We start from the raw sequence: 26,946 nt of genomic DNA on the forward strand, positions 1-26,946 counted from the left end.
TGACCCAAGATAACGACAATGGATTTTGTAGGAGTACATCGTGCGTAAGTTGACTCAATTGGTTCTCCTGGCGACCTTACTGGTCGCAGGTCCGGCTTTTGCCGACATGAAGATCGCCGTGCTGAATTATCAGATGGCCCTGCTGGAATCCGACGCGGCGAAGAAATATGCCGTGGATGCGGAGAAGAAATTCGGCCCGCAACTGACCAAGCTCAAGGGCCTGGAAAGCAGCGCCAAGGGCATTCAGGATCGTCTGGTAGCCGGTGGCGACAAGATGGCCCAGGGTGAGCGCGAGCGTCTGGAGCTTGAATTCAAGCAAAAGGCCCGTGACTTCCAGTTCCAGTCCAAGGAGCTGAACGAAGCGAAAGCTGTTGCCGACCGCGAGATGCTCAAGCAACTCAAGCCTAAACTCGACCGAGCCGTGGAAGAAGTCATCAAGAAAGGTGGTTTTGACCTGGTGTTCGAGCGTGGCGCTGTGATCGATGTCAAGCCTCAATACGACATCACGCGCCAGGTGATCGAGCGCATGAATCAGCTGAAGTAATCCATGACAGCGACTATCAAGCTCGGCCAGTTGGCCGAGTTCCTCGGCGCCACCCTGCGTGGCGACCCGGAGAAGGCAATTACTGGGCTAGCCACTTTGCAAGAGGCTGGCCCAGCTCAGTTGAGCTTTCTGGCAAATCCTCAATACCGCAAATACCTGGCCGACAGCCGGGCAGCCGCGCTATTGCTCAAGGCCGCTGACGCCGATGGGTTTGCCGGCGATGCCCTGATCGTGCCCGATCCGTACCTGGCGTATGCCCGCGTTTCCCATCTGTTCGATCCCAAGCCGAAATCGGTTGCCGGTATTCACCCCAGCGCAGTGATCGCGGCAGATGCCGTGGTTGACCCCACGGCCAGCGTCGGCCCGTTCGTGGTCATCGAAAGCGCGGCACGAATCGGTGCCGGCGTCACGCTGGGTGCCCATTGTGTCATTGGTGCGCGCAGCGAGATCGGCGAAGGTGGCTGGCTGGCACCACGGGTCACCCTGTATCACGATGTGCGCGTCGGCAAGCGGGTCGTGATTCAGTCCGGCGCAGTGCTGGGCGGCGAAGGGTTCGGTTTTGCCAACGAGAAAGGCATCTGGCAGAAAATTGCCCAGGTCGGCGGCGTCACCATTGGCGATGACGTGGAGATTGGCGTCAACACCGCGATCGACCGCGGTGCCCTGGCCGACACGGTCATCGGCAATGGCGTCAAGCTCGACAACCAGATCCAGATCGCCCACAACGTCCAGGTCGGTGACCACACCGCCATGGCCGCCTGCGTGGGCATCTCCGGCAGCACCAAGATCGGCAAGCACTGCATGCTCGCCGGTGGCGTGGGGCTGGTGGGTCATATCGATATCTGTGACAACGTGTTCCTGACCGGGATGACCATGGTGACTCACTCGATTACCGAGCCGGGTGCCTATTCTTCCGGTACGGCGATGCAGCCAGCAGCCGAATGGCGCAAGAGCGCGGCCCGTATCCGTCAGCTCGACGACATCGCGCGACGTCTGAAGCAGGTGGAAAAGCGTGTAGGGGACGTGACCCCTGGCGGTAATGCTTCATCAGATGGCTGATACCATTTCCATATCAAGTGTGCACAGCCGTTAGGGCTTCTTGATTTGCTAGCGGAGTGCGCGTCACTCGTGCGCTTCCAATCTTTACATAGGCTTCCCCCCGAAATGATGGACATCAACGAGATTCGCGAATACCTGCCTCACCGTTACCCGTTCCTGCTGGTGGATCGGGTGGTGGACCTGGACGTTGAAGGCAAGCGCATTCGCGCCTACAAGAATGTCAGCATCAACGAGCCGTTCTTCAATGGTCACTTCCCCGCGCATCCAATCATGCCGGGCGTATTGATCATCGAGGCGATGGCTCAGGCTGCCGGGATCCTTGGTTTCAAAATGCTCGACGTAAAGCCTGCCGACGGCACGCTCTATTACTTCGTCGGTTCCGACAAACTGCGCTTCCGTCAACCGGTCACCCCGGGCGATCAGTTGATCCTCGAAGCCAAGTTCATCAGTTGCAAGCGCCAGATCTGGAAGTTCGAATGCCAGGCTTCGGTCGACGGCAAGCCAGTCTGCTCCGCTGAAATCATCTGTGCGGAACGCAAGCTATGAGTTTGATTGACCCTCGCGCAATCATCGATCCGACGGCCGTTTTGGCCGCCGATGTCGAGGTCGGCCCGTGGTCGATTGTCGGCGCAGGTGTGGAAATCGGCGAGGGTACGGTGATCGGTCCCCACGTAATTCTCAAGGGACCGACCCGGATTGGTCGGCACAATCGCATCTACCAGTTTTCTTCGGTAGGCGAGGACACGCCCGATCTCAAGTACAAAGGTGAAGAAACCCGTTTGGTCATCGGCGATCACAACGTGATCCGCGAAGGTGTGACGATTCACCGTGGCACCGTTCAGGATCGTTCCGAAACGACCCTGGGCGACCACAACCTGATCATGGCCTATGCGCACATCGGCCATGACAGCGTGATTGGCAACCATTGCATCCTGGTCAACAACACTGCGCTGGCCGGCCATGTGCATGTGGATGATTGGGCGATCCTGTCCGGGTTCACCCTGGTGCACCAGTATTGCCATATCGGCGCCCATAGCTTCTCTGGCATGGGCACTGCCATCGGCAAGGACGTCCCGGCCTATGTCACGGTGTTCGGCAACCCGGCCGAAGCCCGCAGCATGAACTTCGAAGGCATGCGCCGTCGTGGTTTCAGCGAAGAGGCGATTACGGCGCTGCGTCGTGCCTACAAGGTCGTGTATCGCCAGGGCCTGACGGTCGAGCAAGCACTCGCCGAACTGGCCGAGGCTTCGGCGCAATACCCGGAAGTCGCGATCTTCCGCGACTCCATCCAGTCTTCGACCCGCGGCATCACTCGCTGACCATGGCTAACTTGCGTATTGCACTGGTGGCGGGAGAGGCTTCCGGTGACATTCTGGGCGCCGGTTTGATGCGCGCGCTCAAGGCGCAGCATCCCGCTGTCGAATTCATTGGCGTTGGCGGGCCGTTGATGGAGGCCGAGGGCCTGACGTCCTACTTCCCGATGGAACGCCTGTCGGTGATGGGCCTGGTGGAAGTGCTCGGTCGTCTGCGCGAGCTGCTGGCCCGGCGCAAGAAACTGATCCAGACCCTGATCGACGAAAAACCGGATGTGTTCATCGGCATCGATGCGCCGGATTTCACCCTCAATATCGAACTCAAGTTGCGTCAGGCCGGTATCAAGACCGTGCATTACGTCAGCCCGTCGGTCTGGGCCTGGCGGCAGAAGCGGGTGCTGAAGATTCGCGAAGGTTGCGACCTGATGCTGACGCTGCTGCCGTTCGAAGCCCGGTTCTACGAAGAGAAGGGTGTGCCGGTGCGGTTTGTCGGTCACACCCTGGCCGATACTATTCCCCTGGAAGCCGACCGCGACGCGGCCCGCCAGGCGTTGGGCTTGCCCGAGGGACCGCTGGTGGCCTTGATGCCCGGCAGCCGGGGCGGCGAAGTGAGTCGCCTGGGCGGCCTGTTTTTCGACGCCGCCGAGCGACTTCGGGCGCTGCGCCCCGGTGTACGTTTTGTCCTGCCGTGTGCCAGCGCGCAGCGTCGCGCCCAGTTGGAAGCGTTGCTGGTCGGTCGCGATTTGCCGGTGACGCTGCTCGACGGTCGTTCCCATGAGGCGTTGGCGGCTTGCGATGCCGTGTTGATTGCCTCCGGCACTGCTACCCTTGAAGCGCTGTTGTATAAACGCCCGATGGTGGTCGCCTATCGCCTGGCACCGCTGACGTTCTGGATTCTCAAGCGCATGGTCAAGAGTCCCTACGTGTCGTTGCCGAACCTGTTGGCCCAGCGCTTGTTGGTGCCGGAACTGCTGCAGGACGAGGCGAGCGCCGATGCGCTGGCCACCACGCTGTTGCCCTTGATTGATGGCGGCGAGGAACAGACCCGGGGCTTTGACGAAATCCACCGTACCTTGCGTCGTGATGCTTCCAACCAGGCAGCTGACGCGGTACTGACCCTGATTGGCGCAAAACCATGAGCAACCCAAAGCTACAGATGGGCCTGGATTTCAACCTGGTCGCCGAAGTGGAAGAACTGGTGGCCGGTGTCGATGAAGTGGGGCGTGGCCCGTTGTGCGGCGCGGTGGTGACGGCGGCGGTGATTCTCGACCCGAAGCGGCCGATCCTGGGCCTCAACGATTCGAAGAAGCTCACTGAAGCCCGTCGCGAAAAGCTCTACGACGAGATCTGCGAGAAAGCCCTGAGCTGGTGCATCGCCCGGGCCGAAGTCGAAGAAATCGATGAACTCAATATCCTGCACGCCACCATGCTTGCCATGCAGCGTGCCGTGCAGGGCCTGCACATCACGCCGAAATTGGCGATGATCGATGGCAATCGCTGCCCGAAATTGTCGATGCGCGCCGAAGCGGTGATCCAGGGCGACGGCAAGGTGCCAGCGATCGCAGCAGCCTCGATTCTGGCGAAGGTCAGCCGTGACCGGGAAATGAGCGCCTTCGAGTTGATCTACCCGGGCTATGGCATCGGCAGCCACAAGGGCTACCCGACTCCCGTTCATCTGGAGGCCCTGGCGCGCCTTGGGCCAACGCCGATCCATAGGCGTTCGTTCGCCCCGGTGCGGCTGGCTTATGAAGCCCGTGATGGCTTGATCGAAAGGATATGACGAAAGCGTCGCAATGCCCTGCCATGCCCTGTAGGAGCTGTCGAGCGAAGCGAGGCTGCGATCTTTCCGCTGCCGATTGAGTCGAGAGTGAAAGATCGCAGGCTTCGACAGCTCCTACATGTTTTACCCAAGGCCCGGTACAATCCGGGCCTTGTTGTTTTCATGACTTAACGCAGGATCACTATGCCGGCTTCATTCGTTCATCTACGCCTGCACACTGAATACTCCCTGGTCGACGGTCTGGTGCGGATCAAGCCCCTGGTCAAGACCCTGGTGGGCATGAACATGCCTGCCGTGGCGGTCACCGACCAGAACAACATGTGTTCGCTGGTCAAGTTCTACAAGGCCGCCATGGGCGCCGGGATCAAGCCGATCTGTGGCGCCGACCTGTGGCTGTCGAACAAGGACCCGGACGCCCCGCTGAGCCGTATCAGCCTGTTGGTGATGAACGCCCTGGGCTATCGCAACCTCACCGAACTGATCTCCCGTGGTTTTATCGACGGCCAGCGCAACGGCTCGATCATCATCGAGCGCGAGTGGGTGGCCGAGGCCAGCGAAGGGCTGATCATGCTGTCGGCGGCCAAGGAGGGTGAAATCGGCCTGGCCCTGCTCAGCGGCAACCCTGAAGAAGCCGAGACGCTGGCCCGCGACTGGATGGCGGTGTTCCCGGATCGCTTCTACATCGAAGTGCAGCGCACCAACCGTCCCAATGACGAAGAGCACCTGCACGCCGCCGTCGCCCTGGCCGACAGGATCGGCGCGCCGCTGGTGGCGACCAACGATGTGCGCTTCATCAAGCAGGAAGATTTCGAAGCCCACGAGACCCGCGTCTGCATCGGTGAGGGCCGGGCCCTCGATGACCCGCGCCGTTCGAAGAACTACAGCGACCAGCAATACCTCAAGAGCGCCGAGGAAATGGCCGAGCTGTTCAGCGACCTGCCCGAGGCGCTGGAAAACACGGTCGAGATCGCCAAGCGCTGCAACATCGAAGTGAAACTGGGCAAACACTTCCTGCCCAACTTCCCGATTCCCGATGGCATGACCATCGACGAGTATTTCCGCAAGGTGTCCTTCGACGGCCTTGAGGATCGCCTCAGTGTCCTGCTGCCCAAGGACACCACCGAAGATTACGAAGCCAAGCGCCAGGTCTATGTCGATCGGTTGAATTTCGAGCTGGATATCATCATCCAGATGGGCTTCCCCGGTTACTTCCTGATCGTGATGGACTTTATCCAGTGGGCCAAGAACAACGGCGTGCCGGTGGGCCCTGGCCGTGGATCGGGTGCCGGGTCGCTGGTGGCCTACGTGCAGAAGATCACCGACCTCGACCCGTTGGAATACGACCTGCTGTTCGAACGTTTCCTCAACCCGGAACGGGTGTCGATGCCCGACTTCGACGTCGACTTCTGCATGGACGGTCGCGACCGGGTGATTGACTACGTGGCCGAGAAATATGGCCGCAACGCGGTGAGCCAGATCATCACGTTCGGTTCCATGGCCGCCAAGGCGGTGGTACGCGACGTGGCGCGGGTGCAGGGCAAGTCCTACGGTTTGGCGGATCGTCTGTCGAAGATGATTCCGTTCGAAGTCGGCATGACCCTGGAAAAAGCCTACGAGCAGGAAGAAATCCTGCGGGACTTCATCAAGGTCGACGAAGAAGCCGCAGAGATCTGGGAAATGGCCCGCAAGCTCGAAGGCGTGGTGCGTAACGTCGGCAAGCACGCCGGGGGCGTGGTAATCGCACCGACCAAGCTGACTGACTTCTCGCCGATCTATTGCGATGAAGAGGGCGACGGCCTGGTGACCCAGTTCGACAAGGATGACGTCGAGGCGGCGGGGCTGGTGAAGTTCGACTTCCTCGGTCTGCGGACCCTGACCATCATCGACTGGGCGCTGAAAACCATCAACCGTGACCGGGCCAAGGTCGGCGAAGCACCGCTGGACATTGCCTTCATCCCGCTGGATGACAAACCGACTTACAACCTGCTGCAAAAAGCCGAAACCACGGCGGTGTTCCAGCTTGAATCCCGGGGCATGAAGGAGCTGATCAAAAAGCTCAAGCCCGACTGCCTGGAAGACCTGATCGCATTGGTGGCCCTGTTCCGTCCGGGCCCTTTGCAATCGGGCATGGTGGATGACTTCATCAACCGTAAGCACGGTCGCGCCGAGCTGGCATACCCGCACTCCGATTATCAGTACGAAGGCTTGAAACCGGTGCTGGCACCGACCTACGGCATCATCCTGTATCAGGAACAGGTGATGCAGATTGCCCAGGTCATGGCCGGTTATACCCTCGGCGGTGCGGACATGCTGCGCCGGGCCATGGGTAAGAAAAAGCCCGAGGAGATGGCCAAGCAACGCGGCGGTTTCATTGAGGGGTGCGCCACCAACGGCATCGACCCTGACCTGGCCGGTAACATTTTCGACCTGGTGGAAAAGTTCGCCGGCTACGGCTTCAACAAATCCCACTCCGCCGCCTATGGCCTGGTGTCGTACCAGACCGCCTGGCTGAAGGCGCACTACCCGGCGCCGTTCATGGCTGCCGTGCTGTCGGCGGATATGCACAACACCGACAAGGTCGTGACCTTGATCGAAGAAGTGCGGACCATGAAGTTGCGCCTCGACGCACCGGACGTGAACGCTTCGGAGTTCAAGTTCACGGTGAACGACGAAGGCCGCATCATCTATGGCCTGGGCGCGATCAAGGGCGTGGGCGAGGGGCCGGTGGAGGCCATTACCGAAGCGCGCCAGGACGGGCCGTTCAAGGACCTGTTCGATTTCTGCGCCCGGGTTGACCTCAAGCGCATCAACAAGCGCACCCTCGACGGTTTGATCCGCAGTGGCGCGTTGGACCGCTTGGGCCCTTACTTCCAGGATGAGCCCAAGGCCTACCAGGCCAACATCGACCGCAACCGCGCGGTGTTGCTGGCGGCGATGGAGGAGGCGATCAAGGCCGCCGAACAGACTGCCCGCACCCATGACAGCGGCCACGCCGACCTGTTTGGCGGGCTGTTCGTCGAGGAAGACGCCGATGTCTACGGCAACCATCGCAAGGCCAAGGAACTGACCCTCAAGGAACGCCTCAAGGGTGAGAAAGACACCTTGGGCCTGTACCTCACCGGTCACCCGATCGACGAATACGAAGGCGAGATCCGCCGCTTCGCTCGCCAGCGCATCATCGACCTCAAGCCGGCGCGCGACACCCAAACCGTCGCCGGCATGATCATCGCCCTGCGGGTGATGAAGAACAAAAAGGGCGACAAGATGGGCTTCATCACCCTCGACGACCGCTCCGGGCGCATCGAGGCCTCATTGTTCGCCGATGCGTTCCACTCGGCGCAGTCGCTGTTGCAGACCGACGCGATGGTGGTGGTGGAAGGCGAGGTCAGCAACGATGACTTTTCCGGTGGCCTGCGCCTGCGGGTCAAGCGGGTGATGAGCATGGAGGATGCCCGTACCAACCTGGCCGAAAGCCTGCGCCTGAAGTTGCAGACCCAGGACCTCAAGGGTGATCAGCTACGCTGGTTGGGCGAATTGTTCAAGCGCCATCGCGGTGCTTGCCCAATCACCATGGAGTACGTGCGCCCCGACGCCAAGGCTGTGCTGCAGTTCGGCGAAGGCTGGCGGATCGATCCGGCGGACGCGTTGATTCAAGCCTTGCGTGACCAGTTCGGCAAAGACAACGTCTTCCTCCAATACCGTTGACGGCCAGGGGCCATTCTTGAAACCGGAATGCCTCCTGATCTCGACCCGAATTTTTAATCTCGACCTGAACGCGCCTCTCCCTTAAGGTAGGCGCGAATAGACAACCGGCCGGCCCAAGCTCTCTTGGACGTCGACCCAAGACGGACGCCTATGAACCCGAATTTTCTAGATTTCGAACAGCCGATCGCCGACCTGCAAGCCAAGATCGAAGAGTTGCGCTTGGTCGGTAATGACAATTCGCTGAATATCGGCGATGAAATCTCTCGTCTGCAGGACAAAAGCCGCACGCTGACCGAAGACATCTTCGGCAAGCTGACCAGTTGGCAGATCGCCCGCCTGGCGCGTCATCCACGTCGTCCCTATACCCTGGACTACATCGACCACATCTTCACCGAGTTCGATGAGCTGCATGGCGACCGTCACTTCTCCGACGACGCCGCGATCGTCGGCGGTGTCGCCCGCCTGGACGACCAGCCGGTGATGGTTATCGGCCACCAGAAAGGCCGCGAAGTGCGCGAGAAGGTGCGCCGCAACTTCGGCATGCCGCGTCCGGAAGGCTACCGCAAGGCATGCCGCCTGATGGAAATGGCCGAGCGCTTCAAGATGCCGATCCTGACCTTCATCGACACGCCGGGCGCCTACCCGGGCATCGACGCCGAAGAGCGCAACCAGAGCGAAGCGATTGCCTGGAACCTGCGCGTCATGGCGCGCCTGAAAACCCCGATCATCGCCACTGTAATTGGCGAAGGTGGTTCCGGCGGTGCGCTGGCCATCGGTGTCTGCGACCAGTTGAACATGCTGCAATATTCCACCTATGCCGTGATCTCGCCGGAAGGCTGCGCCTCGATCCTGTGGAAAACCGCCGAGAAGGCGCCGGATGCCGCTGAGGCCATGGGCATTACCGCCGAGCGTCTCAAAGGCCTGGGCATCGTGGACAAAGTGATTAACGAGCCAGTCGGCGGCGCTCACCGCGACCCGGCTGCGGCAGCGGCGCTGATTCGTGCCGAGCTGAGCTCGCAACTGTCGATGCTCAAGAAGTTCGACAACGAAGCGCTGCTGGCTCGTCGCTACGAGCGGTTGATGAGCTACGGTCTCTGATCTGACCAGGCTTCCAGCTGTTGTGGGGAGCCAATGTGGGAGCGGGCTTGCTCGCGAAAGCGGTTTAACATTCAACCCATGTGTTGACTGATTCACCGCCTTCGCGAGCAAGCCCGCTCCCACATTTGATTTGTGCCAAGGCTGAAACCCATGAACACAAGCAACGATCTGCCCGCCCGCCTGCTCACCCAACTCTCTCCCTGGCGCAACGCCGTCACCTGGCGCATCGCCTTCTCCGGCGGCCTCGACTCCACCGTCCTGCTGCACCTGCTCGCAACCCTTGCGAAAACCCATCCCCTGCCAGCGCTAAGCGCCCTCCACATCCATCATGGCCTTCAGGCTGTGGCTGATGCATGGCCGGACCATTGTCGCTCGGTCTGCGAGGGCCTTGGGGTGCCGTTGCAAGTGATTAATGTGCAAGTCCGGCCCGGTGCCAGCGTCGAACGTGCCGCCCGGGAGGCGCGCTATGAAGCCTTTGTGGCGGCACTGCACGGCAATGAAGTGCTGCTCACGGCCCAGCACCGCGACGATCAGGCCGAAACCCTGCTGTTTCGCCTGCTAAGGGGGGCAGGGGTGAGGGGGTTGGCGGCGATGCCGCGCCAGCGTCCTTTGGGCCTGGGGCATTTGCTGCGACCCTTGCTCGATGTGTCCCGTGCCGAGCTGGAGGCCTATGCGACACAACAGGGCTTGCGCTGGATCGAAGACCCGTCCAACGACGACCACCGCTACGCGCGCAACTACCTGCGCCAGCGGGTTTTGCCAGTGCTGGCCGAGCAATGGCCCCAAGCCTCGACGACCTTGGCGCGCAGCGCTGCGCACATGGGGCAAGCCCAAGGTTTGCTGGACGATTTGGCACGAATCGACCTGGCCCAGGCCGCGACTCCGGGCGCGTTCGACTGGCTCGGGCTGCAATCCCTGGCGCTGGCGCCTCTGCGGGCGTTGTCGCCGGCCCGTCAGCGCAATGCCTTGAGCCACTGGTTGGCACCGATGACCCTGCTGCCCGACACCGATCACTGGTCGGGCTGGGACGCGTTGCGCGATGCCGCCGACGATGCCCGGCCGATCTGGCGCCTGGCCGGTGGCGAGCTGCACCGGGCCGCCGGGCGGGTCTGGTGGTTATCCGACCACTGGCTATGTTCGCTGCCAGGCGCCGTCGACTGGGCCGATCCGGCGGTTGCATTGCGCTTGCCGGACAATGGCCGGGTGGTGCTCGACGGCACGCCGCCTGCGGGGCCGCTTAGCGTGCGCTATCGTCAAGGCGGCGAGGTGATGGCGTTAGCGGGGCGTGGTCACCGTGACCTCAAGCGTTTGCTCAATGAAAAGGCGGTGCCGGCGTTCGTTCGCGGTCGATTGCCGCTGCTCTATCAGGGCGAGCAATTGCTGGCGGTGGCCAACCTGGCTGGGCTCGATGCACAGGCTGATGGCAGTTGGCAATTGATCTGGACGCCAGGAAGCCAAGATCTGGGTTTGAGCTGAAAGGGGCTTTCCGGTAGACTACGCTCCCTTCTTGATACAACTTCTGTGGATTCGCCTGAATTGCAGGAGTTGCCGATTACCAAGCAGTCTTTGCTGGGCGATTCCAAAAAATGTGTAGCGAGCAACGTACCGGTGATTTCACTTCCGGTCTGTCCCAACGCGGCGGTTTTTTTGAAAGGTGCACTGTGATTAATGCAGGTGATCGGGGGCTTCGGCCTTCCTTCGCTTTCCCCGGCGGCTCGGACCGCTTTAACGCAGACTTCTAGGGTTTTTCATGACGCGCTACATATTCGTCACGGGCGGTGTTGTTTCTTCATTGGGGAAAGGCATTGCCTCGGCTTCATTGGCGGCCATCCTGGAGGCGCGGGGACTTAAGGTCACCATGCTCAAGCTGGACCCGTACATCAACGTTGACCCGGGCACCATGAGCCCGTTCCAGCACGGTGAAGTGTTCGTCACCCACGACGGCGCCGAGACCGACCTGGACCTGGGCCACTACGAGCGGTTCATCCGCACGACCATGACCCAGAACAACAACTTCACCACCGGCCGTGTCTACGAACACGTGCTGCGCAAGGAGCGTCGCGGTGACTACCTGGGCGCGACCATCCAGGTCATCCCGCACATCACCGACGAAATCAAGCGCCGCATCATCAAGGGTGCTGGCGATGCCGACGTGGCGATGGTCGAAATCGGCGGTACCGTGGGCGACATCGAGTCCCAACCGTTCCTCGAGGCGATCCGCCAGTTGCGTTTCGAAATCGGCGCCAAGCGCGCGATGCTGATGCACCTGACACTGGTGCCGTACATCGCCACCGCCGGTGAAACCAAGACCAAGCCCACCCAGCACTCGGTCAAGGAACTGCGCTCCATCGGCCTGCAGCCAGACGTGCTGATCTGCCGCTCCGATCACCCGATCGACATCTCGTCGCGTCGCAAGATCGCCCAGTTCACCAACGTTGAAGAGCGCGCGGTCATCGGCCTGGAAGACGCCGACACCATCTACAAGATCCCGGGCATCCTGCACTCCCAGGGCCTGGACGACTTCGTCGTCGAGCGCTTCGGCCTGCAATGCGCCAGTGCCGACCTGTCCGAGTGGGACGCCGTGGTCGATGCCAAGCTCAACCCGGAGCACGAAGTCACCATCGCCATGGTCGGCAAGTACATGGAACTGCTGGACGCCTACAAGTCGCTGATCGAGGCGATGAGTCACGCCGGCATCAGCAACCGCACCAAGGTCAACCTGCGCTACATCGATTCCGAAGACATCGAGAACCAGGGCACCGGCCTGCTCGAAGGCGCCGATGCGATCCTCGTGCCGGGCGGCTTCGGCCTGCGGGGCGTGGAAGGCAAGATCACTGCCGTGCAATACGCTCGCGAAAACAAGGTGCCTTACCTGGGTATCTGCCTGGGCATGCAGGTGGCGGTCATCGAGTTCGCTCGTAACGTGCTGGGCTGGAAAGACGCCAACTCCACCGAGTTCGATCGCGCCAGCGGCCATCCGGTCGTGGGTCTGATCACCGAGTGGGAAGATGCCACCGGCGCGGTGGAAGTGCGTACCGAAAGTTCGGACCTGGGCGGCACCATGCGTCTCGGTGCCCAGGAGTGCCTGCTGGAAGCCGGCTCCAAGGTGCACGATTGCTACGCCAAGGATGTGATCGTCGAGCGTCACCGTCATCGCTATGAAGTGAACAACAACCTGCTGCCGCAGTTGATCGAAGCCGGCCTGAAAATCTCCGGTCGTTCCGGTGACGGCGCGCTGGTCGAAGTGGTCGAGTCCCCGGATCACCCATGGTTCGTCGCTTGCCAATTCCACCCCGAGTTCACCTCGACGCCACGGGACGGTCATCCGCTGTTCAGCGGTTTCGTGAAGGCCGCTTTGGCTCAACACCAGAAAAAGGCATAAGACGATGGCCCAGAAGATCATTCGTGTCGGCGACATCGAGATTGCCAACGACAAGCCCATGGTGCTGTTTGGCGGCATGAACGTGCTGGAAAGCCGCGACATGGCGATGCAGGTCTGCGAAGAGTACGTGAAGGTCACCCAGAAGCTGGGGATTCCTTACGTGTTCAAGGCCAGCTTCGACAAGGCCAACCGTTCGTCCGTGACCTCCTACCGTGGCCCGGGCCTGGAAGAAGGCATGCGGATCTTCCAGGACATCAAGCAAGCCTTTGGCGTGCCGATCATCACCGACGTCCACGAGCCTGCCCAGGCCGCGGTCGTCGCCGAGGTCTGCGACATCATCCAGTTGCCGGCCTTCCTGTCGCGCCAGACCGACCTGGTGGTCGCGATGGCCAAGACCGGTGCGGTGATCAACATCAAGAAAGCCCAGTTCCTCGCGCCCCAGGAAATGAAACACATCCTGAGCAAGTGCGAAGAGGCTGGAAATGACCAGTTGATCCTCTGCGAGCGTGGTTCGAGCTTCGGCTACAACAACCTGGTGGTGGACATGCTCGGCTTCGGCATCATGAAGCAGTTCGAATACCCGGTGTTCTTCGACGTGACCCACGCCTTGCAGATGCCCGGTGGTCGTTCCGACTCCGCCGGCGGTCGTCGCGCCCAGGTCACCGATCTGGCCAAGGCGGGCATGAGCCAGTCCCTGGCCGGTCTGTTCCTCGAGGCCCACCCCGATCCAGACAACGCCAAGTGCGATGGCCCTTGTGCCTTGCGTTTGAACAAGCTGGAACCCTTCCTGTCTCAGCTCAAGGCGTTGGACGAACTGGTCAAGAGTTTTCCGACGATAGAAACCGCGTAACGCGGTTTTCTCCGGTAAAGTATCGCTCGATTATCGCTCTGGCCCGCTGGCCGCACTGCTCTTGCGGGAGCATGGCTTGCCAGCGATGGCGTCCTTGAGGGCCCCATCGCCGGCAAGCCGTGCTCTTGTGGCGAGGGAGCTTGCTCCCGCTGGCGTGCGAAGCGCTCCCATTCGGTCTCTTTTGGCTGAATCGCAGCTGAGGGTGAGCAAGTTTTCTGCAACGTTCTAGTCAACTTTGGAGTGTTTACAACAATGGCAAAAATCGTCGACATCAAAGGTCGTGAAGTTCTCGACTCCCGTGGCAACCCCACTGTTGAAGCGGACGTGCTTCTCGACAACGGTATCATCGGCAGCGCCTGCGCGCCGTCCGGTGCTTCCACTGGCTCGCGCGAAGCGCTGGAGCTGCGTGATGGCGACAAGAGCCGTTACCTGGGCAAGGGCGTGCTCAAAGCCGTCGCCAATATCAACGGTCCGATCCGCGACCTGTTGCTGGGCAAGGATCCTGCCGACCAGAAAGCCCTCGATCACGCGATGATCAAGCTCGACGGTACCGAAAACAAAGCCACCCTGGGCGCCAACGCGATCCTCGCCGTGTCCCTGGCCGCTGCCAAGGCTGCCGCCCAGGACCAGGACCTGCCGCTGTACGCCCACATCGCCAACCTCAACGGTACCCCGGGTGTCTACTCGATGCCGGTGCCGATGATGAACATCATCAACGGCGGCGAGCACGCCGATAACAACGTCGACATCCAGGAATTCATGGTGCAGCCGGTTGGCGCCAAGACCTTCTCCGAAGGCCTGCGCATGGGCACCGAGATTTTCCATCACCTCAAAGCCGTGTTGAAGGCTCGTGGCCTGAGCACCGCGGTTGGCGACGAAGGCGGTTTCGCACCGAACCTGGCGTCCAACGAAGATGCGCTGAAAGTGATCTCCGAAGCCGTGGCCAACGCCGGTTACACGCTGGGCACCGATGTGACCCTGGCCCTGGACTGCGCCGCCAGTGAGTTCTATGAAGACGGCAAGTACAACCTGTCCGGCGAAGGCCAGGTGTTCACCGCCGAAGGTTTCGCCGACTACCTCAAGGGCCTGACCGAACGCTATCCGATCATCTCCATCGAAGACGGCCTGGACGAGTCCGACTGGGCCGGCTGGAAAATCCTCACCGACAAGATCGGCGAGAAAACCCAGTTGGTGGGTGACGACCTGTTCGTGACCAACACCAAGATCCTGAAAGAAGGCATCGACAAGAAGATCGCCAACTCGATCCTGATCAAGTTCAACCAGATCGGCACCCTGACCGAAACCCTGGAAGCCATCCAGATGGCCAAGGCTGCCGGCTACACCGCCGTGATCTCCCACCGCTCCGGCGAAACCGAAGATTCGACCATCGCCGACCTGGCCGTGGGCACTGCGGCGGGCCAGATCAAGACCGGTTCACTGTGCCGTTCCGACCGTGTTTCCAAGTACAACCAACTGCTGCGTATCGAAGAGCAATTGAATGGCAAGGCCAAGTACAACGGTCGCGCCGAGTTTCGTGGTTAAGCGGTAAATGGTAAAAAGACAGCGGATTAGGTCGCAAAAGTCGCCATGGCGACGGTTTTGCCTCTAATCTGATGCCTTATCAAGCACAAGCCTGGGTTTTCCAGGCTTCGTGCTATCAGACGCTTCAAAGTTTGGCATGGCGGTCTTTTTTCACTGGATACCTGATATTCGATGCGCAGTCCCAATTGGTTGTTTCTTGTCTTGCTCCTGTTGCTGGCCGGCCTGCAGTACCGCCTGTGGGTGGGCAATGGTAGCTTGGCGCAAGTGGCCGACCTGACTCAGCAGATTGCCGACCAACACGCCGAAAACGAGGCGCTGCTGGAGCGTAATCGGGTGATGGACGCCGAAGTGACAGAACTGAAAAAAGGCATGGAGACCGTTGAAGAGCGGGCTCGACATGAGCTGGGCATGGTCAAGGAGGGCGAAACCCTCTACCAGTTGGCCCAATGAGTATCCGTTTGCCGGCCTTCTGGGCCGTGATTCCTGCCGCGGGCGTTGGCGCCCGTATGGCCGCGGACCGTCCCAAGCAATACCTGCAGTTGGGCGGACGCACAATTCTTGAACACAGCCTCGGCTGTTTCCTCGATCATCCCACCGTCAAGGGCGTGGTGGTCAGCCTTGCACACGATGATCCTTACTGGCCGACCCTGGCCTGCGCCAGTGACACCCGCATCCAGCGCGTCGACGGCGGCGAGCAACGTTCGGATTCAGTGCTCAATGCCTTGCTGTACCTGCACGAACAAGGCGCCGACGATCATGACTGGGTGCTGGTGCATGACGCTGCCCGGCCCAACCTGGCCCGTGACGACCTGGACACACTGCTCCGCGAGTTGGCGACCGATCCGGTCGGCGGGCTGCTGGCTGTCCCGGCGCGCGACACCCTCAAGCGTGTCGACAAACACGGCCGCGTGCTGGAAACCGTTGACCGCAGTGTGATCTGGCAAGCCTACACACCACAGATGTTCCGTCTCGGCGCCTTGCATCGGGCCTTGGCCGACAGCCTGGTAGCAGACGCGGTGATTACCGACGAAGCGTCCGCCATGGAGTGGGCCGGGCAGGCACCGCGGTTGATTGAAGGGCGAGCGGATAACATCAAGGTCACCCGGCCGGAAGACCTGGAGTGGTTGCGCCAGCGGTGGGCGAATCGGCATTAAACCGGATCTGTTTCCTCGTTAGATCGTCATCGTCTGGGCCGGCGCCATCGCGAGCAAGCTCGCGATGGCGTCACCCCAGACGACAAAAAACCGCTGTCACCCCCGATACTCCGGCCGCCCAGCCAACCCCTCCTTCAAGTAATCCACCAACTTGCGCACTTTCGGCGACAGGTGCCGCTGCTGCGGGTACAACGCCCACACCGCCGTATTCGGCGGCTGATGAGCCTCCAGCAGCGAGATCAATGCACCACTGTGCAAATGTTCCAGCACGTAGTAATCCGGTAACTGACACAACCCCACCCCTTGCAACGCCGCATCAAGCACCGCTTGCCCACTGTTGCAGCGCCAGTTTCCCTGTACCCGCTGGGAAAATTCCCGCCCGTTCTGCTCCAGTTGCCAGATGTCGGAGCTGCCGATCAGGCAATTGTGGCGGCTCAGTTCCGACAAACTATGGGGCCGTCCGTAGCGTTCCAGGTAAGAGGGTGAAGCGCACAGGTACATGCGCCGCGGTGCCAGGCGCGTGGCGACCAGGCGGGAGTCTTGCAAGCGACCCAGGCGAATCGCCAGGTCGAGGCCGTCGTGCACCAGGTCCAGAGGGCGATTGCTCAGCTCGATGTCCACCCGCAATTGCGGGTAAAGCCCCATGAATCGCGTCACCAGCGGCACGATAAATCGCTCGCCATAGGCCACGGCGCAGGTCATGCGCAGCATGCCCTTGGGTTCGCTGGCCAGGTCGCCGACGGCTCGCAGTGCTTCCTCGCGTCCGTCCTGCAGGCGCTGGCAATGCTGCAAAAAGGTTTGTCCGGCTTCGGTCAGTGTTACCCGGCGGGTACTGCGGTACAGCAAGCGTGTCTGTAGGCGCTCTTCAAGCCGTACGATTTGTCGACTGATATGGGAAGACGAAACCCCGAGACGTTCGGCAGCAGCGGTGAATTGGCTACATTCGGCCACGGCCACAAACTCATCGATACCTTCCCAGCGGTTCTCAGGCATGAAGGATTATCCCTGTGCAGCAATAATGTTTTGCTTTTGGTTGGATTATTCATTGTTCGGCGGAGGATTACACTCCCGGTCTTGTTTTTATTTGCTGGAGAATCCGGATGATCAAGTCGCGCGCTGCCGTTGCCTTCGAGGCCAAGAAACCCCTGGAAATCGTTGAAGTCGACGTCGCCATGCCCAAGGCGGGCGAAGTGCTGTTGCGCGTGGTGGCTTCCGGTGTCTGCCACACTGACGCCTACACCTTGTCGGGCGCCGACCCGGAAGGGATCTTCCCGTCGATCCTGGGCCATGAAGGCGGCGCCATTGTCGAAGCCATCGGCGAAGGCGTGACCTCTGTCGCGGTGGGTGACCATGTGATCCCGCTGTACACGCCGGAGTGCGGCCAGTGCAAATTCTGTAAGTCGGGCAAGACCAACCTCTGCCAGGCGATTCGCGCCACCCAGGGCAAAGGCCTGATGCCGGATGGCACTTCGCGCTTTTCCTACAAGGGCGAGACGATTTTCCACTACATGGGTACCTCGACGTTCTCTGAGTACACCGTGCTGCCGGAAATCTCCGTCGCGAAGATTCAAAAAGAAGCCCCGCTGGAAAAAGTCTGCCTGCTGGGTTGCGGCGTCACTACCGGTATCGGCGCGGTACTCAACACCGCCAAGGTCAAGCCGGGTGACACCGTGGCGATCTTCGGCCTGGGCGGCATCGGCCTGTCGGCGGTGATTGGTGCGGTGAAGGCCAAGGCCTCGCGCATCATTGCCATCGACATCAACCCGGCCAAGTTCGAAATCGCCAAGCAACTGGGCGCCACCGATTGCGTCAACCCGAAAGACTTCGACCGCCCGATCCAGGAAGTCATCGTGGACATGACTGACGGCGGAGTGGACTTTTCCTTCGAGTGCATCGGCAATGTCCAGTTGATGCGTGCCGCGCTGGAGTGCTGCCACAAGGGTTGGGGCGAATCGGTGATCATCGGCGTGGCCGGCGCCGGCCAGGAAATCGCCACCCGTCCTTTCCAATTGGTCACCGGGCGCGTCTGGCGCGGTTCGGCCTTTGGCGGCGTGCGCGGTCGCAGCGAATTGCCAAGCTACGTGGAAATGGCCGAGAAGGGCGAAATCCCGCTGGATACCTTCATCACCCACACCATGGGCCTGGAAGATATCAACAAGGCGTTCGACCTGATGCATGAAGGCAAGAGCATCCGCACCGTTATCCATTTCTGAGGTCGGTCATGAGTCTGGAAAACATCTCCTGCCAGAAAAGCTTCGGCGGCTGGCACAAACGTTACCGGCACCGTTCCGACGTGCTCGGTTGTGACATGGTGTTTGCCGTGTACCTGCCGCCGCAAGCCGAGCAGGGCGGCAAATTGCCTGTGCTGTACTGGTTGTCCGGGCTGACCTGCACCGACGAGAATTTCATGCAAAAGGCCGGTGCCCAGCGCATGGCCGCCGAGCTGGGCTTGATCATCGTTGCGCCGGACACCAGCCCCCGTGGCGCCGATGTGCCGGGCGATCCGGACGGTGCCTGGGACTTCGGCCTGGGGGCGGGCTTTTATCTGAACGCCACGCAGGATCCATGGGCGCGGCACTATCGGATGCATGACTACGTGGTGCAGGAATTGCCGACACTCGTCGAAGCGCATTTCCCTGCCTCGGACAGGCGCGGCATCAGTGGTCACTCCATGGGCGGCCATGGCGCGCTGGTCTGCGCCTTGCGCAACCCGGGGCGTTACCGCTCGGTGTCGGCGTTTTCGCCAATCAACAATCCGATGGATTGCCCATGGGGCCAGAAGGCTTTCTCTCGTTACCTGGGAGAGGACCGCTCGAAATGGCGGGAATGGGATGCCTGTGCATTGATTGCCGAGGCGCAGGAGAAGCTGCCACTGCTGGTGGACCAAGGCGATCGCGATGATTTCCTGGCCAACCAGCTCAAGCCCGAAGCCTTGCAACAGGCGACCAAGGCTGCCGACCATCCGTTGGAATTGCGTCTGCAGCCGGGCTACGACCACAGCTATTTCTTCATCGCCAGCTTCATTGACGACCACTTGCAGCATCATGCGCGCGCTCTAAACGACTAATGCAGGTAGAATCACGCCCTGACAAAAATCGGGGCGTTTTTTTATGCGTATTGGCCACGGCTACGATGTTCACCGTTTCGCTGAAGGCGACTTCATTACTCTGGGCGGCGTGCGGATCGCACACGGCTTCGGGCTGCTCGCGCATTCTGACGGTGATGTCCTGCTGCACGCCTTGAGCGATGCACTGCTCGGCGCGGCTGCCCTGGGTGACATCGGCAAGCACTTCCCCGACACCGATCCGCAATTCAAGGGCGCCGACAGCCGCGTGTTGCTGCGTCATGTGGTCTCGCTGATCCACGCCAAGGGCTGGAAAGTCGGCAATGTCGACAACACCATCGTTGCCCAGGCCCCCAAGATGGCGCCGCATATCGAAGCGATGCGCCAATTGATTGCCGAGGATCTTCAAGTTGAGTTGGACCAAGTGAACGTGAAAGCCACCACCACCGAGAAGCTGGGCTTCGTCGGTCGCGAAGAGGGCATTGCCGTCCACTCCGTTGCGTTGTTGCTGCGCCCATGACCGAACTGGAACTGTTGGGGCCGCGGGCCTACGGCGAGTCGTTGGGCAGCGCGGTACTCAAGGCCAGCGCTGAAGATTTCCAGGTCGATGAAGTGCTCGACATTCCGTTGACCGGCGATGGCGAGCATTTGTGGATCTGGGTTGAAAAACGTGGCTTGAACACCGAAGAAGCCGCGCGGCGAATCGCCAAGGCTGCCGGCGTGCCGTTGCGCACCGTCAGCTACGCCGGGCTCAAGGATCGTCAGGCCCTGACCCGCCAGTGGTTCAGCGTCCAATTGCCGGGCAAGGCCGATCCGGACTTGTCGGCGGCAGAGAACGACACGCTGAAGATCCTCAAGACCGCACGCCACAGGCGCAAGCTGCAACGCGGCGCGCACTCGGCCAATGGCTTTACCTTGCGCCTGACCCAATTCAAGGGTGACACGGCGGCGATCGATGCGCGCCTGCAAGAGATTGTCCGCCAAGGCATCCCCAACTATTTTGGCGCCCAGCGTTTCGGCCATGACGGCGGCAATGTCGTCGATGCCCGGTCCTGGGCGGCACGCAAGGCCTTGCCGGAACAGCGCAATGTGCGCTCACGGCTGTTGTCCACCGCCCGCAGCTTTCTGTTCAACCGGGTGCTGGCGGCGCGGGTCGCCGACGGTACCTGGCAGAAAGCACAGGTGGGCGATTTGCTCGCCTTCACCGACAGCCGCAGTTTTTTCCCGGCCGGCGAGGCTGAGTGCAGCGACCCGCGCCTGGCCATTCTCGACTTGCACCCGACCGGGCCGCAGTGGGGCGAGGGACCTTCGCCCGCCGCCGGCGCGACGTTCGAGCTCGAACAAGCCATCGCTGCGGGCGAGGCCGATTTGCGGGACTGGTTGATAAACGCGGGAATGAGTCACGAACGTCGCATCCTGCGACTGCCCATTGGCGGGCTGTCGTGGCATTATCCCGAGTCTGACATTCTGCAACTGGAATTCGTCCTGCCGGCCGGATGTTTCGCCACTGTCTTGGTGCGCGAACTCGTCGATCTGGTGCCGGTGGGGCAGACGGACAGCCCATGCGTATTCTGATTTCTAACGACGACGGGGTGACTGCACCCGGTCTTGCCGCGCTTTATGCTGCGCTGGCGGATTTTGCCGAGTGCGTGGTCATCGCCCCGGACCAGGACAAAAGCGGCGCCAGCAGCTCGCTGACGCTCGACCGTCCGTTGCACCCCTGCTATCTGGATAACGGTTTCATCAGCCTCAATGGCACCCCGACCGATTGCGTGCACCTGGGCCTCAACGGCTTGCTGGAGCGTGAGCCGGACATGGTGGCGTCGGGTATCAACCTGGGGGCCAACCTGGGGGACGATGTGTTGTATTCCGGCACGGTTGCCGCCGCCTTGGAAGGTCGCTTCCTGGAAAAGCCATCGTTTGCCTTTTCGTTCGTTTCACGGCAGGTCGATAACTTGCCGACCGCCGCCTATTTCGCCCGCAAACTGATCGAAGCCCATGGCGAGCTGGACCTGCCGCCACGCACGGTGCTGAACGTGAATATCCCCAACCTGCCGCTCGACCACATCCGTGGCATCCAACTGACTCGCCTGGGCCACCGGGCCCGCGCGGCCAAGCCGATGCATGTCGTCGACCCGCGCGGCAAGGCCGGTTACTGGATCGCCGCTGCCGGTGATGCCGAGGACGGCGGGCCGGGCACTGACTTCCATGCGGTGATGCAAGGTTATGTCTCGATCACGCCGTTGCAACTGGACCGCACCTTCAACGACGCCTTTCGGACGCTCGATGGCTGGCTGGAGGGTCTGCGCTGATGGCTCGTGAGCAAGACGATATGCTACGCCGCGGAATCGGCATGACCTCCCAGCGCACCCGTGAACGACTGATCCAGCGCCTCTACGAAGAAGGCCTGTCCAATGCCCAGGTGCTGGAGGTGATTCGCCGCACGCCGCGCCATTTGTTCGTCGATGAAGCCCTGGCCCATCGCGCTTATGAAGACACGGCGTTGCCGATCGGCCACAACCAGACCATTTCCCAGCCTTACATGGTGGCCCGCATGAGCGAGTTGCTGCTGGAGGCGGGGCCGCTGGACAAGGTGATGGAGATCGGTACTGGCTCGGGTTACCAGACGGCGGTGTTGTCGCAACTGGTCGAGCGGGTGTTTTCCGTAGAGCGGATCAAGGTTTTGCAGGATCGCGCCAAGGAACGCCTGGTGGAGTTGAACCTGCGCAACGTGGTGTTTCGCTGGGGTGATGGCTGGGAAGGTTGGCCGGCCCTGGCGCCGTACAACGGTATCATTGTGACCGCGGTGGCTACCGATGTACCCCAGGCCCTGCTGGATCAGCTCGCCCCCGGTGGACGACTGGTCATTCCGGTGGGCGCCGGTGAAGTCCAGCAACTGATGCTGATCGTGCGTGAAGAACACGGCTTTTCACGACACGTCCTGGGGGCGGTGCGGTTCGTGCCGTTACTCAATGGGCCGTTGGCCTGAGCATTTATAAACAGACGCTGAATTCCGTGGCCGGGCCTGTGTCTTACAGCAGCACCGATTTGCTGAACAGAGTCCAACGGCGTCGAGCAAACGTGTGCGGCGACACATTGCGCTTCATTAATAGAGGGGCAATCGTTGCCAGCTATATTTGTATGAGTTCTGCCTGGACAGGCAGTTTCCAATTTTTCAGCCACCACAAAGGGAGCGGCGGGTGAGTCTCACAGTCATTGCGCAGCGTATGGGTATCACAAGCTTTCAGCGCCTGGTGACTGGCCTTGTCTTGAGCACTTTGCTGGTCGGATGTTCCAGTACGCCTTCGGGTAATGTCCGGGTTGTCGATCGCAACAGTGCGGCGCCTCACCGTCCTACAGTTACGACCGGCCAATATGTAGTCCGTCGCGGCGATACGCTGTATTCCATCGCTTTTCGCTACGGCTGGGACTACAAAGCCCTCGCGGCGCGCAACAACATTCCTGCGCCTTATACGATTCACCCCGGTCAGACGATTCGCTTCGATGGCCGTAGCGGTTCAACGCCTACGGCAGTGGTGACGCGGTCGGGTTCGACGGCTTCTTCGTCGAGTAAAACCACGGTTATTCGCCGGCCGACGGGGGCACGGACGGCGACAGTACCGTCCGTCGCGAGCAAATCGACACCCGCTCCGACGCCTTCCGCAGGCCCTGCCCCGACAGGCTGGGGATGGCCTTCTAATGGCGTTCTCATTGGAAAATTCTCTTCAAACGGTAGTTTGAATAAAGGAATTGATATCGCCGGGGATTTGGGACAGCCTGTTTTAGCCGCGTCTGATGGCACGGTTGTGTACGCCGGGAGTGGTTTGAGGGGCTACGGCGAACTCGTGATCATCAAACACAGCGATACCTACGTCAGTGCCTACGGTCACAACCGCAGGCTGTTGGTTCGGGAGGGGCAGCAGGTCAAAGTCGGACAGACAATTGCCGAAATGGGATCAACGGGAACGGACCGGGTGAAACTGCATTTTGAGATTCGCCGGCAAGGTAAACCAGTCGATCCGCTGCAATTCCTGCCACGACGTTGATTTGATTGTCAGCCTGTTCCGTCACGTAGAGGGAACAGGCTCCAGCGTTGCCAAGGATAAAGGCGTCGCTTGAGCTTGAGGTCGAACTCACCAAAGGACTATAACAATGGCTCTCAGTAAAGAAGTGCCGGAGTTTGACATCGACGATGAGGTTCTCCTTATGGAGACCGGCATCGCTACGGATTCGATGTCGAATGATGAAGGGGCGACTCCACCTTCCGTTCGTGCCAAATCCAGACACTCCGCTTCGCTTAAACAACATAAGTACATCGATTACACCCGGGCGCTGGACGCCACTCAGCTGTACCTCAACGAAATCGGTTTCTCGCCACTGCTCTCCCCCGAGGAAGAAGTTCATTTTGCGCGGCTGTCGCAAAGTGGCGACCCGGCCGGCCGAAAACGCATGATTGAAAGCAACCTGCGCCTGGTGGTGAAAATCGCCCGACGTTATGTCAATCGTGGGCTTTCGCTGCTGGACCTGATCGAAGAGGGCAACCTGGGCCTGATTCGCGCTGTCGAGAAATTCGACCCTGAGCGCGGCTTCCGTTTCTCGACCTATGCCACCTGGTGGATCCGCCAGACCATCGAACGGGCGATCATGAACCAGACCCGGACTATCCGGTTGCCGATTCATGTGGTCAAGGAACTGAACGTCTACCTGCGGGCTGCCCGTGAGTTGACTCAGAAACTCGATCATGAACCTTCACCTGAAGAAATCGCCAACCTGTTGGAAAAACCGGTAGGTGAGGTCAAGCGCATGCTTGGGCTCAACGAGCGGGTTTCCTCGGTGGACGTTTCCCTGGGGCCGGACTCGGATAAAACCTTGCTCGACACCCTCACCGATGATCGTCCGACCGATCCGTGCGAGTTGCTCCAGGACGATGACTTGTCCCAGAGCATTGACCAGTGGCTTTCGGAGCTGACCGACAAGCAACGGGAAGTGGTGATTCGCCGCTTCGGCTTGCGCGGCCATGAAAGCAGCACGCTTGAAGATGTAGGCTTGGAGATTGGTTTGACCCGTGAGCGGGTGAGGCAGATCCAGGTTGAAGGTCTCAAGCGTTTGCGAGAGATCCTGGAGAAGAACGGCTTGTCGAGCGAGTCGTTGTTTCAATAACACCAGTGCAGCAGCGAATGCCTCCGCATCAGGGGTAATGCTGTTTACTTAGAGAAAATGGCGCTTCTTTCAGAAATGGGAAGTGCCGTTTTTTTTGGCTTGGGTTTGGGTGTATATCCGTTTCTTCGGTCACGGCTACTTATGGTTCCGCCCCAACGGCGGGTCACTTTTGGAGAGAGAGCGCCAAAAGTAACCAAAAACGCTCTGCCCCACCACTCGGCACCTCGCCTAGGCTCGGTGTACCCTCACTCCGGCATTGCTCCGTGGGCCGCCGCGAAGGGCCATCCATGGCCCAGAGTGTGTAAAAACAAATAAAACATCGTCGGCACGTAGTGCCGACAGGTGTTGGCCAATTGATTAAAACCTAAAGCGCTCTTGTAGCTCCAAACGGCCCCTACAAGCGCTAGCAAGGCTCCGTAGGCTTGATTAACGGGGCAAAACGGCAGGCTTCAGGCCGCCAGCGCTTTCATCAGACCCTGCGCACCAAGGATTTTCATCACCCTTTTCCAATTGTAAGCGAGCACATTCAAGCTCATTTCGGTGCTCACCCCAGCCAGCCGCCGCGTCAAAAAATGCGTCGCCCCCATCCATTGCTTCAGCGTCCCGAAGGGGTGTTCGACCGTTCGCTTGCGGATGCTCATCATCTGCGGCTCATTGTTCAGGCGGACCTGCATTTCCTCCAGTACCGCCTCATGTTCCCAGCGCCGAATCTTTCGCTCTCTGGCCGGCGTGCATTGCGCCTTTATCGAACAGGCCTGGCAGTTGGAGTGCCAGTAAACGTCCAGCTTCTTGCCCTTGTCGACATAAGAGTTGCGCCAGATCAGCACTTGCTTGGCGGGGCAGACGTACACATTTTTGTCCGCGTCGTAAATAAACTCGTCATTACCGAAACGGCCATCAAATTTGGCCCGCGAACTCAGCGTTTTCGGCACATAAGCGGTGATCCCTGCCTCGTGACAGGCCAGGATTTCTCTGCTTTTGTAATACCCTCGGTCCGCTACCACCGACAACGATTCGATTTGCATCGCCTCACGGGCCTGCTGGGCCATCGAGCTAAGCTGATCACGGTCGTGACCGACATTGGTCACCTCGTGCGCGACAATCAAATGGTGTTTGGTATCGACTGCTGTCTGCACGTTGTAGCCCACGATGCCATGACCGCTCGTCATCATCATCGAGCGCGCGTCCGGGTCGGTCAGCGAGATCTGTTTGTCCGGCGATGCTTCAAGCTGTATTTCAATCGCCTGGAGCGCCTTCATCTGCTCCTTCAATTTGGCGATCTTCTCTTCCAGGCCGCCTTTGGGCCCTGAAGACTTGGGCTCTTGCCGATCAGCCTCATCCAGCGCCTTCAGATAACGGGCAATGCTTGATTCGATCTCTTCCATCCGGCGCTTCAGCTTGGCGCTGGTGAAGTTGCGGTCGCGGTGGTTCACCGCCTTGAATTTACTGCCATCGATGGCAACGAAATGTTCCGAGAAAAGCCCCAGTTGTTGACACAGCACGACGAACTGCCGACAGACTCCTCGAATGGCCTTTGAGTTGTCTTTGCGGAAGTTGGCGATGGTCTTGAAATCCGGCATCAGGCGACCGGTCAGCCACATCAACTCGACGTTGCGCTGCGCCTCGCACTCAAGACGCCGGCTTGACTGGATACGGTTGAGATAGCCGTAGATGTAGATTTTCAGCATGACTGCAGGGTGATAAGCCGGTCGGCCCGTTTTAGCGGGGACAGCGCTTTCAAAACCCAAGGTGATCAGGTCGAGTTCATCCACGAAGACATCGACAACGCGCACCGGATTGGTATCGCTGACGTAGTCGTCCAAGCTCTCGGGGAGCAAGGTAGTTTGATCTCGATGTTCACCTTGGATGAAGCGTTTCATGGGCAGCCCTTGCAATGAAGTCCTGGGGAAATCATAGCAAGGGTTGGCTTCAGGGTTTTGACACACTCTGGGCCCAGCGCGGCTACCTCGGCATCCATGCCGAGGTGCCCACTGCGCAATGCCTACGTTCGGCCATCGTGGTTAACGGGGCGCCCCAGATCAGAAGCAAAAACGAGGCGGCCTCACGGAGCAATGCCTTCGTTCAGGCACACCGAGCCTAGGCGAGGTGCCGAGTGGTGGGGCATGAGCGTTTTGCTTACTGTTGCGCTTGTCAAAAGTGAGCCGCTGTAGAGCGGAACCATAAGCCGCCGTTACGCCAAAAACGGATATACACACCACCCCTGAACCCCCCACCCGTGAACGATAGAACATCACGACTGGTTCAAAGCTTTCCGAAGGGGCGTTTCCCCAGTTC

24 protein-coding genes are annotated in these 26,946 nt (G+C 60.3%); 22 read left to right on the top strand and 2 right to left on the bottom strand.

Annotation, left to right across the window (positions count from 1 at the left end):
- Positions 1–40 precede the first annotated feature (40 nt).
- From GFU70_RS05565 to ispD, 14 genes are all read left to right on the top strand, one after another.
- Positions 41–544: an OmpH family outer membrane protein gene (locus tag GFU70_RS05565; protein ID WP_058545768.1), complete on the top strand. Its 504-nt coding sequence runs from the start codon at positions 41–43 to the stop codon at positions 542–544.
- A 3-nt stretch (positions 545–547) separates the two neighbouring features.
- Entirely contained in the window at positions 548–1,603 is a 1,056-nt protein-coding gene (gene lpxD, locus GFU70_RS05570; protein ID WP_116643081.1) for a UDP-3-O-(3-hydroxymyristoyl)glucosamine N-acyltransferase, read from the top strand.
- Between the two features lie 105 nt (positions 1,604–1,708).
- Positions 1,709–2,149 carry a 3-hydroxyacyl-ACP dehydratase FabZ gene (gene fabZ / locus GFU70_RS05575; protein WP_003184897.1) on the top strand — a complete coding sequence of 147 codons (441 nt, stop codon included), beginning with the start codon at positions 1,709–1,711 and terminating at the stop codon, positions 2,147–2,149.
- On the top strand, positions 2,146–2,922 hold the full coding sequence (lpxA, locus tag GFU70_RS05580) for an acyl-ACP--UDP-N-acetylglucosamine O-acyltransferase (RefSeq protein WP_053118863.1): 777 nt from the start codon (positions 2,146–2,148) through the stop codon (positions 2,920–2,922). Before fabZ ends, lpxA begins: the two co-directional genes overlap by 4 nt.
- Before the next feature lie 2 nt (positions 2,923–2,924).
- Complete coding sequence (lpxB, locus tag GFU70_RS05585; protein WP_064107119.1) at positions 2,925–4,055, top strand: lipid-A-disaccharide synthase; 1,131 nt, start codon at positions 2,925–2,927, stop codon at positions 4,053–4,055.
- Positions 4,052–4,696: a ribonuclease HII gene (rnhB, locus tag GFU70_RS05590; RefSeq protein ID WP_165826048.1), complete on the top strand. Its 645-nt coding sequence runs from the start codon at positions 4,052–4,054 to the stop codon at positions 4,694–4,696. The genes lpxB and rnhB overlap by 4 nt, the downstream gene beginning before the upstream one ends.
- A 183-nt stretch (positions 4,697–4,879) precedes the next feature.
- Positions 4,880–8,401 carry a DNA polymerase III subunit alpha gene (dnaE, locus tag GFU70_RS05595; RefSeq protein ID WP_116643078.1) on the top strand — a complete coding sequence of 1,174 codons (3,522 nt, stop codon included), beginning with the start codon at positions 4,880–4,882 and terminating at the stop codon, positions 8,399–8,401.
- A gap of 150 nt (positions 8,402–8,551) precedes the next feature.
- Complete coding sequence (locus tag GFU70_RS05600; RefSeq protein WP_003198261.1) at positions 8,552–9,499, top strand: acetyl-CoA carboxylase carboxyltransferase subunit alpha; 948 nt, start codon at positions 8,552–8,554, stop codon at positions 9,497–9,499.
- Between the two features lie 150 nt (positions 9,500–9,649).
- Positions 9,650–10,975 (top strand): tRNA lysidine(34) synthetase TilS, encoded by a 1,326-nt coding sequence (gene tilS, locus GFU70_RS05605; protein ID WP_116643077.1) that lies wholly within the window; start codon positions 9,650–9,652, stop codon positions 10,973–10,975.
- 274 nt (positions 10,976–11,249) lie between these two features.
- Entirely contained in the window at positions 11,250–12,881 is a 1,632-nt protein-coding gene (locus GFU70_RS05610; protein WP_058542194.1) for a CTP synthase, read from the top strand.
- 4 nt (positions 12,882–12,885) lie between these two features.
- Positions 12,886–13,731 carry a 3-deoxy-8-phosphooctulonate synthase gene (gene kdsA, locus GFU70_RS05615; protein WP_047227577.1) on the top strand — a complete coding sequence of 282 codons (846 nt, stop codon included), beginning with the start codon at positions 12,886–12,888 and terminating at the stop codon, positions 13,729–13,731.
- A gap of 252 nt (positions 13,732–13,983) precedes the next feature.
- Complete coding sequence (gene eno, locus GFU70_RS05620; protein ID WP_058542192.1) at positions 13,984–15,273, top strand: phosphopyruvate hydratase; 1,290 nt, start codon at positions 13,984–13,986, stop codon at positions 15,271–15,273.
- Between the two features lie 171 nt (positions 15,274–15,444).
- Complete coding sequence (gene ftsB, locus GFU70_RS05625) at positions 15,445–15,723, top strand: cell division protein FtsB (RefSeq protein ID WP_003184873.1); 279 nt, start codon at positions 15,445–15,447, stop codon at positions 15,721–15,723.
- Positions 15,720–16,427 (top strand): 2-C-methyl-D-erythritol 4-phosphate cytidylyltransferase, encoded by a 708-nt coding sequence (ispD, locus tag GFU70_RS05630; protein ID WP_058542191.1) that lies wholly within the window; start codon positions 15,720–15,722, stop codon positions 16,425–16,427. The genes ftsB and ispD overlap by 4 nt, the downstream gene beginning before the upstream one ends.
- A gap of 96 nt (positions 16,428–16,523) precedes the next feature.
- Here the strand turns inward: ispD and GFU70_RS05635 are convergent, their stop codons facing one another.
- Positions 16,524–17,420, bottom strand: coding sequence for a LysR substrate-binding domain-containing protein (locus GFU70_RS05635; protein WP_058542190.1), 897 nt, complete (start codon positions 17,418–17,420; stop codon positions 16,524–16,526).
- Between the two features lie 107 nt (positions 17,421–17,527).
- On the opposite strand from GFU70_RS05635, the gene GFU70_RS05640 reads away from it, so the two are divergent.
- The 8 genes from GFU70_RS05640 to rpoS all read left to right on the top strand — a co-directional run bounded on the left by GFU70_RS05640 (position 17,528) and on the right by rpoS (position 24,651).
- Positions 17,528–18,640, top strand: a complete 1,113-nt coding sequence (locus tag GFU70_RS05640; RefSeq protein WP_058542189.1) for an S-(hydroxymethyl)glutathione dehydrogenase/class III alcohol dehydrogenase — start codon at positions 17,528–17,530, stop codon at positions 18,638–18,640.
- An 8-nt stretch (positions 18,641–18,648) separates the two neighbouring features.
- Entirely contained in the window at positions 18,649–19,494 is an 846-nt protein-coding gene (fghA, locus tag GFU70_RS05645) for an S-formylglutathione hydrolase (RefSeq protein WP_153387716.1), read from the top strand.
- Positions 19,495–19,537: 43 nt separating this feature from the next.
- Entirely contained in the window at positions 19,538–20,011 is a 474-nt protein-coding gene (ispF, locus tag GFU70_RS05650; RefSeq protein WP_003184863.1) for a 2-C-methyl-D-erythritol 2,4-cyclodiphosphate synthase, read from the top strand.
- Positions 20,008–21,066, top strand: a complete 1,059-nt coding sequence (truD, locus tag GFU70_RS05655; RefSeq protein WP_058542187.1) for a tRNA pseudouridine(13) synthase TruD — start codon at positions 20,008–20,010, stop codon at positions 21,064–21,066. The genes ispF and truD overlap by 4 nt, the downstream gene beginning before the upstream one ends.
- Positions 21,054–21,803, top strand: a complete 750-nt coding sequence (gene surE, locus GFU70_RS05660; RefSeq protein ID WP_058542186.1) for a 5'/3'-nucleotidase SurE — start codon at positions 21,054–21,056, stop codon at positions 21,801–21,803. The genes truD and surE overlap by 13 nt, the downstream gene beginning before the upstream one ends.
- A gap of 41 nt (positions 21,804–21,844) precedes the next feature.
- Positions 21,845–22,480, top strand: a complete 636-nt coding sequence (locus GFU70_RS05665) for a protein-L-isoaspartate(D-aspartate) O-methyltransferase (protein ID WP_170862085.1) — start codon at positions 21,845–21,847, stop codon at positions 22,478–22,480.
- Positions 22,481–22,691: 211 nt separating this feature from the next.
- Positions 22,692–23,537, top strand: coding sequence for a peptidoglycan DD-metalloendopeptidase family protein (locus GFU70_RS05670; protein WP_116643075.1), 846 nt, complete (start codon positions 22,692–22,694; stop codon positions 23,535–23,537).
- Between the two features lie 106 nt (positions 23,538–23,643).
- Positions 23,644–24,651, top strand: a complete 1,008-nt coding sequence (gene rpoS / locus GFU70_RS05675; protein ID WP_058542184.1) for an RNA polymerase sigma factor RpoS — start codon at positions 23,644–23,646, stop codon at positions 24,649–24,651.
- Between the two features lie 449 nt (positions 24,652–25,100).
- Here rpoS and GFU70_RS05680 read toward each other — a convergent pair whose 3' ends face one another.
- On the bottom strand, positions 25,101–26,531 hold the full coding sequence (locus GFU70_RS05680) for an IS1182 family transposase (protein WP_116641313.1): 1,431 nt from the start codon (positions 26,529–26,531) through the stop codon (positions 25,101–25,103).
- Between the last annotated feature and the right edge of the window lie 415 nt (positions 26,532–26,946).

This window comes from Pseudomonas brassicacearum (assembly GCF_009601685.2).
Classification (GTDB): Bacteria; Pseudomonadota; Gammaproteobacteria; order Pseudomonadales; family Pseudomonadaceae; genus Aquipseudomonas; species Aquipseudomonas kilonensis_B.